The organism is Microvirgula aerodenitrificans DSM 15089, assembly GCF_000620105.1.
Taxonomy (GTDB): domain Bacteria; phylum Pseudomonadota; class Gammaproteobacteria; order Burkholderiales; family Aquaspirillaceae; genus Microvirgula; species Microvirgula aerodenitrificans.
Window position 1 is genome coordinate 1 of the sequence record NZ_JHVK01000046.1, and the last position, 6,815, is coordinate 6,815.

General features: G+C 54.6%; 4 protein-coding genes and 1 pseudogene. 4 read left to right on the forward strand and 1 reads right to left on the reverse strand.

Annotation, left to right across the window (positions count from 1 at the left end):
* The 3 genes from Q352_RS0117805 to Q352_RS0117815 all read left to right on the forward strand — a co-directional run.
* A partial coding sequence (locus Q352_RS0117805; protein WP_028500485.1) for a class I SAM-dependent methyltransferase occupies positions 1-402 on the forward strand: 402 nt, incomplete at its 5' end.
* 304 nt (positions 403-706) lie between these two features.
* Positions 707-1,096 carry a nucleotide pyrophosphohydrolase gene (locus Q352_RS0117810; protein WP_036386955.1) on the forward strand — a complete coding sequence of 130 codons (390 nt, stop codon included), beginning with the start codon at positions 707-709 and terminating at the stop codon, positions 1,094-1,096.
* Entirely contained in the window at positions 1,097-2,977 is a 1,881-nt protein-coding gene (locus Q352_RS0117815; RefSeq protein ID WP_028500487.1) for a DUF2075 domain-containing protein, read from the forward strand. It begins immediately after the preceding gene.
* Positions 2,978-3,269: 292 nt separating this feature from the next.
* Here the strand turns inward: Q352_RS0117815 and Q352_RS0117820 are convergent, their stop codons facing one another.
* The gene (locus Q352_RS0117820) at positions 3,270-6,224 is read right to left on the reverse strand and encodes an NACHT domain-containing protein (protein ID WP_028500488.1); all 2,955 of its coding nucleotides are present in this window, start codon (positions 6,222-6,224) and stop codon (positions 3,270-3,272) included.
* A 142-nt stretch (positions 6,225-6,366) separates the two neighbouring features.
* Here Q352_RS0117820 and Q352_RS23060 point away from each other — a divergent pair.
* Positions 6,367-6,815, forward strand: a pseudogene (locus Q352_RS23060) (transposase); the annotation flags it as partial.

The following is a 6,815-nucleotide window of genomic DNA, read 5'->3' on the forward strand; positions in this document are numbered from 1 at the left end:
CAGGGCAGCCTGCACAGCCAGCCTGGCGACATCTGCGGCAGCCCACTGGAAGAGCTCAAACGTTCTGTCGAGAAGTACAACAGCGAGCGCCACCTAGCGCACATCCCGAACGTCGAGCTGGTCAAAGGCGACTTCACCCAGACCGCCGCGCAGTATCTCGAAGCCAATCCGCACACCATCATCTCCCTGCTCTACCTCGACTTCGACCTGTACGAACCAACGAAGAAGGCACTGGAGCTATTTCTGCCCCGAATGCCGAAAGGCGCCATCGTCGCCTTCGACGAGATCAACTGCGAGTCGTTTCCGGGCGAGACGCTGGCCCTGCAGGAGATCGTGGGGATCGGCACGCATGAGATCCGGCGGTTTCCGTTTGAGCCGTGGGTGTCGTATATGGTGCTTTGAGGAGGCTGCGGGCGAAAACAGCAATAGCTGAAGTACGGCATAGCCCCCTACTGCACAGCCTCAGTGCTGTGCAGTAGAGGTGCTACCGTTCATTGGGATTTTTCTTGCGGCATCATCCAGTGGGTACAGACCACGGTTGTCTGGCATGACTGGCACGAAAGGCTACTACTCGGCCTAAGTGGGCGCAGACCAAGTTTGCTCAACAGCAGCTTTGATCCACATAGCAGACTACCCAAGTACGCGACGCATACATATGCTCTCTACAGGCATAATTGCTATGCCATACCACGTAGAGAGCCAGACCATGAGCCAGAGTCCCAAAAATACAACCACCGCCCCCTTGGTAGAAACCAGCAGACTGGCAACCGCATTGGAGGCCTTTGCCACAGAGCGCGACTGGCACCAGTTTCACTCCCCCAAGAATCTCGTGATGGCCCTATCTGGCGAAGTTGGCGAGCTGACCGAAATTTTCCAGTGGATGACCGAAGATGCCTCGCGCACAGCGGGCAGAGATCCTGCGACTGCAGATAAAGTGCGCGAAGAACTTGCCGATGTCCTGCTTTATCTGGTCCGTCTGGCCGACGTACTGGAGGTGGACCTGAACGATGCCGCCACCCAGAAGCTGCAACTCAATGCCGAAAAATATCCGGCAGAGAAGGCTCGCGGTTCCAGTAAAAAATACACAGAGATCTGAATGCAGCCCACAACTCCGACTCATACCCTGATCTACCAGGCAGACAAGCAGCAATTCCTGCTGGATTCCGACAGATACATTGAAGATCTGCTCGAAGCTAGGTACCAAGCCATCGTCGGCAAGAGAGTCAGCAGCCAAGAGAAGGTGTCGTGGAAGAACTCTTTGCAGGAGATGGCTCGGGTATTACGAGACGAGCGCATCCCGGCAACTGCCGGTATCGGCATTGAACTGTTTGCGCCGCAATCGATGAGTCGCATCGACTTCACCCTCAGCGGATTCGATGCCCATGGCCAGAAGACCATCATCATCATCGAGCTCAAGCAGTGGAGTGCGATCAAGCTGACCGACAAAGATGCGGTTGTGCTGACGCAGCTCGGCGGCGGGCTGAACGAAGCGTTGCATCCGTCGTACCAGGCCTGGGCTTACGCCACGCTTTTCGAAGGCTTCAATGAGGCGGTGGCATCCGGAGAGATACGAGTCCTGCCCTGCGCCTTTCTGCACAACTATTCCGAAACAGATAACACCATTCTGGATGAACGCTTCAAGGAGTACACCCAACAGGCCCCCCTCTTCCGCAAAGGTATGGTCGAGCGGGAAAAGTTGCAGTCCTTCCTGAGTCAACACATCCAACAGGGTGACAACCAGTCAGTGCTGCAGCAGCTGATTTCCAGTCGAATTGGCGCCTCCAAGGCACTGGCTGATGCCCTTGCCAAGTTGATGGAGGGCAATCGTGAATTTGCCCTCATCAATGACCAAAAATTGGTCTTTGAAAGCATCAAGAACATTGCGCGTGCAGCCGCCCCCGGCAAGCACAAGGTTGTGATTGTCGAGGGCGGCCCCGGTACGGGCAAGACGCTGATCGCCATCAACCTGCTGGTCAAGCTCCTCAAAACCAGTATGGCTATCAAATACATTTCCAAAAACGCAGCACCGCGCCATGTCTACAAAGCCAAGCTGACCGGCTCCATGAAGCAGACCCGCTTCAACAGCCTGTTTGCTGGCTCTGACAACTTCCATGACATGGAGCAGAACACCTTCGACCTGCTACTCGTTGATGAAGCGCACCGCCTCACTGAGAAGAGCGGTATGTTCAACAACAAGGGCGAAAACCAGATGAAGGAGCTGATCAATGCCGCTAAGTGCACTGTCTTCTTCATCGACGAAGATCAGCGCGTCACTTTCCGCGACATTGGCTCCAAAGAGCAGATCCGACAGTGGGCAGTTGCTAAGGGGGCCGAGGTCCACGAATTTGAATTGACCTCGCAATTCCGCTGCAGCGGCTCGGATGGCTACATGGCCTGGCTCGATAACGTACTCGGCATCCGCGAGACCGCGAACACTCAGCTGGACACCAAAAGCTACGAATTCAAGGTTTTCGACACCCCGGAAGAAATGCATGCCGCTGTCAAGCTAAGAAACAGCGGCAACCGGGCTCGGGTCGTCGCCGGCTATTGCTGGCCATGGAACAGCAAAACCGACACGACACAGATGGATATCGTGATAGGAGATAACTACCAACGGCAGTGGAATCTGGCCAGCAACAGCATGGTCTGGATCATTGCCCCTGACTCTATCGAACAAGTTGGTTGTATCCATACATGCCAGGGACTGGAGGTCGACTACATCGGCGTGATCATCGGCCCAGACCTGATCATTCGGAATGGCAAGGTAGTCACCGATGCAGCCCAGCGCTCCTCAATGGATCAAACCATCAGAGGTTACAAAACACAGGTTAAGAAGCAGCCAGAAGAAACATCCGCCAAGGCAGATCGCATCATCAAAAATACGTATCGCACCCTGATGACTCGTGGACTTAAAGGTTGTTTCCTGTACTGCACCGACCCAGAAACCGCTGTCTATTTCCGAAGCAAACTTATCTAATCAGACCCGAAATAGGCCCCTGAATCGCCCCTAGATTTCTAGATAATTGAATGGCTGCTCCCTGATTTGGAAGCAGCCATTCTTTTCCCTGGTATCGAATGACCGTATTGGCCGAGGTGCGGTCGTGAAACCGCCTCAAATGACTGCTGCTCGGCCAAAGCGGACGATCCATCACTATGGAAAAGAAGTCCGCTGCCGATTCAAAGCAGCCCTCGCACAGGGTAACAAAGAGCGAATGCCTTTCGGCCATCCAGGTCACCCGACATGCGCTGGGCGAGTAGGAGCCTCCAACTTAGTGATCGCCCCAGAAATCCACAATCCCTGTAATACTGCCATTACGGCGCGCAATCTCTGCAGGAGGGACTTGGAAAACGAGCCGGCTTTTTTGCGGTCCCTTGCAAACAATGTCTTCCCACCTCGCCAAGCCGCACTGCGTGAGCCGGTTAACAAATGTGGTCCACTTTGCTGATCCAAGCCGCTGCGTCCAACCCAATCTCTCGCCATCGGCCTCAAGGGTTTCCGTGATGACGATAATAGGCGCGTCTGGACGGTTTACTAATGATTCGATGAAGTAGTTCGCTATGTCCAGCCACTCGTGGTTGGCGACGTGTGCTTCTCGTTCGATAACGCCCACATCTTCGAGGGCCCTGCGAATACTCGGTGTGGTGTCGCAGTAGAAATCTGGCGAGCGGAGCACTTGGATCAACTCGGGGGTGAGATTACGAAGCCGCTTGAGTGTTGTAGTATTTTCCACTTCAAGGTATCCGATGGACGTGCGCCTGAGGTCTACGGTCGGCGCGCCATTAAAAATCAGGAGCTGATTGACGATGGCATTTTGCATTCCCAGTTGTTGACCGCTCCCATTGCTTAGAGTGATGGTCTGGAACTCAAGCCCTGATGCCAAGAGGTGCGGCGGCATACCTTCATCATAATCAAGGAGCGCAGTCCAAAGGATTCCGACATTCTTCTTCCAGTTCGGCGACTCTCTTCTCAACGATAGGAGTGTATCCAAAGTGCGGCTCGCAACCTCGGGATTGTAAGCGACGAACCATTCGATAACCGCCGGATTGATTGCACCCTTGTCAAAAAAGTTAGCGACGTAGGTTTGTTCAACGCGGGTCTCACACAGTCGCTGCAGGGCTAGCGAAAGGAAGCAATCGGAGATCACCTCGTGAGAGAAACCAAACTTGCTATCGCCTGCAATGATTTCACCGGCGGACAGGCCACATAGCGAGCTTAGCCTGCGCCGTAGCCCTGGGCGCTCTTTGTCTATATCGTTGAGCCCTAGGGCAGCGCTGGCACAGAGCTCTAGATCCGACTGCTCCAGTTCACGCTTGCCTTCAAGGTGCATCATCTCAGCGAACTCGCTGAATAGTACCTGAAGCTCCCGCGTAGTAAGGATAGGAACGTTGTTATGGTCCAGAATTTTCGTAGACTCACGTTCAAGGTATTGCTCAACAACGACCTGGAAAATTCCAATCAGCTCTGCGTGTGTGGATTTCCGGCTAATGCACCACGTAGCAAATGCTTTGGCGAAGAAAGGGATAGCCAGTAACTTCCAGTCGCGCTCGCTGAGGCCGGTGAGATCGGCATTTTGCACACCGTAGCTCGCGAGAAAGATTCTGATATTGTCGCGAGTCCACGGCTGGATGTGTGCGACCGTATGTTCCACATTCAGGTCTGTCGTCTCGCTTAGAGACCGTCGATAACGGGTCATGTAGTAGGCTGAGCGCGCAGAGGCGATCAACACGCCACGGCCGCGCAAATCTCGGAACCATCCTTCGAGCGAACCAAGTGGATTGTCGTAGCCGCTGCTGCCTAGGAGTTCGTCGAAGCCGTCAACGACAAGCACGAGTAGGCCGTTTCTGCACAGCGCCTTGGCGCTCTGATTGTTGAGAATGCGGGTGATGCTTAGCGAGGTGTTGATAGCGTCGTCGATGTTGGAGAGGGCACGTCCTGCGGAGCTAACGAACAGATAGAGTGGCACCTCGCTGGTTGAGTCGGCTTCTATCGCGCGGGCCCTTTCGCGGGCGATACTCAGGAGGTACTCGGTCTTGCCCATACCTGCATCGCCAACAACAAAGAACACGGTTGTAAAACTCTTAGAAGGTAGGCAGGCCCCGTCAGCACGCGACAGGAGGTTGATGCCTGCGTGCGAATCTAGGGAATCCGTCTCCTCGACTAGCACAGCGTCAATCTTCGTGCCGGCAATAGGCTGAGCTCTACCTATCTCCGCGACCTGCTTGCGCCTTTCCTGCTCGTCGAGCTCAATGCGTACGCGTCGCGCTAGGACGCCCCAGTTTGAAATTCTGCGCAAGAAGCTAGAGTATCCGACCCAAGTATTGGAATCGGCATCTAGCCACTCATAGCGATTGTCCTGCCCTCGACGGAACTGGTCAGTCCGGTACACATTGCCCTGGCTGGTAGCCTGCGTCCAGGTGACGAAGACAACTCCCGCATACTGCTCTTCCCCAAAGTCATAAGGTGGAGATGAATGGTCTTCTGAGAAGCCCGCTATATCCCGCGTGATCTCATACACGAACTGGCCAAAATGCCGAGCTGTTGGATCTTTGTCCAAGAAGCTATCCCGGAACGCCAGAGTGTTCTCAGGGAGCTGGTTGCGGTAGGCCCCAATCTCTGGGCATAAGTAGTACACGCCGTCGTAGTCGAAGGTCGCATAGATGCCGATCACGCCTTGTGCCAAGTTGACGTCCCAGACAGGGCAGAGCTCTTGCACGTCTTCTCCACACAAAGCTTTAATGGACTTTGTGCTCGCCGTGTATGTGAACTTATCCAACTGCGTCTCCAAGCGATCCGCGATCGCTATGGAAAACTCGCGCAACGCATCGCAGATCGCCGCGGCTGGTTTGTCGTCAACGGGAATCGGATTGCCATGAGAAAGCTCATCTCGAATGGTCTTAAAGCTCTTACCATCGTGAATGTTTCTCGCAAACTCCCCGAGGAATCCTGCGGCGAACTCCATCCATCCGACAACAATTGGATCTTGGCTGGTGCTCCATCTCCTGGCGAGCCGGATCCCGCTTAGCATCCCCCCCACGCCAGGTGTGTCACCGAGCTTGATAGGTGCTGTAGTACGGACACTGTAGGCTGCCAGCAGGGTCAACGCGACTTTTATGTGAAAGTCCACGAGAGCGGCATACTCGCGGGCGTCCGAGGGAGACTGGGTCAGACGCTTTCTGTATGGCTCTGAATAGTTGCGAATGAGTTCTGATAGCTTGCCTTGCATGAATATCCCCGTGTCGGTTGTGCACCGCGCAGCAAATGTTACGATAACCTACTACGTAGTTTATGACATTTCAGAGTGATTCTGGACTGCCCCGGCTCCAGTAGGCATTCCTGCCCAATGATTTGAGCATAGGAGGATGTCCGTGAGTACGCAGCGTTTTACCCCAGAATTCAAAGAGGAAGCCGTCAAACAAGTCACTGAACGGGGCTACTCCGTCGCCGAGGTTGCCGCCCGGCTTGGGGTCTCCAGCCACAGCCTGTACAAGTGGGTGAAGGCGGTTACCCCTGACAATAGTGAGAAGCAAGCCGCCGAACTGATCGAGGCCAAGAGCGAGATTCTTCGCCTGAAAGCGCAACTGCGCCGTACCGAAGAAGAGCGAGATATTCTAAAAAAAGCCGCGCGGTACTTTGCCAGGGAGTCCGAGTGAAGTACCGCTTCATGAACGAGCATCGGCATACCTGGTCGCTGGTCACCATGTGTCGTTTGCTGCAGGTAGCACGTGCCGGATTCTACAAATGGCTGCACCAACCAGAGTCGGATCGGGCCAAAGAAGATGCCCGCTTGCTCTCCCTGATTCGTGATTCCTGGCGT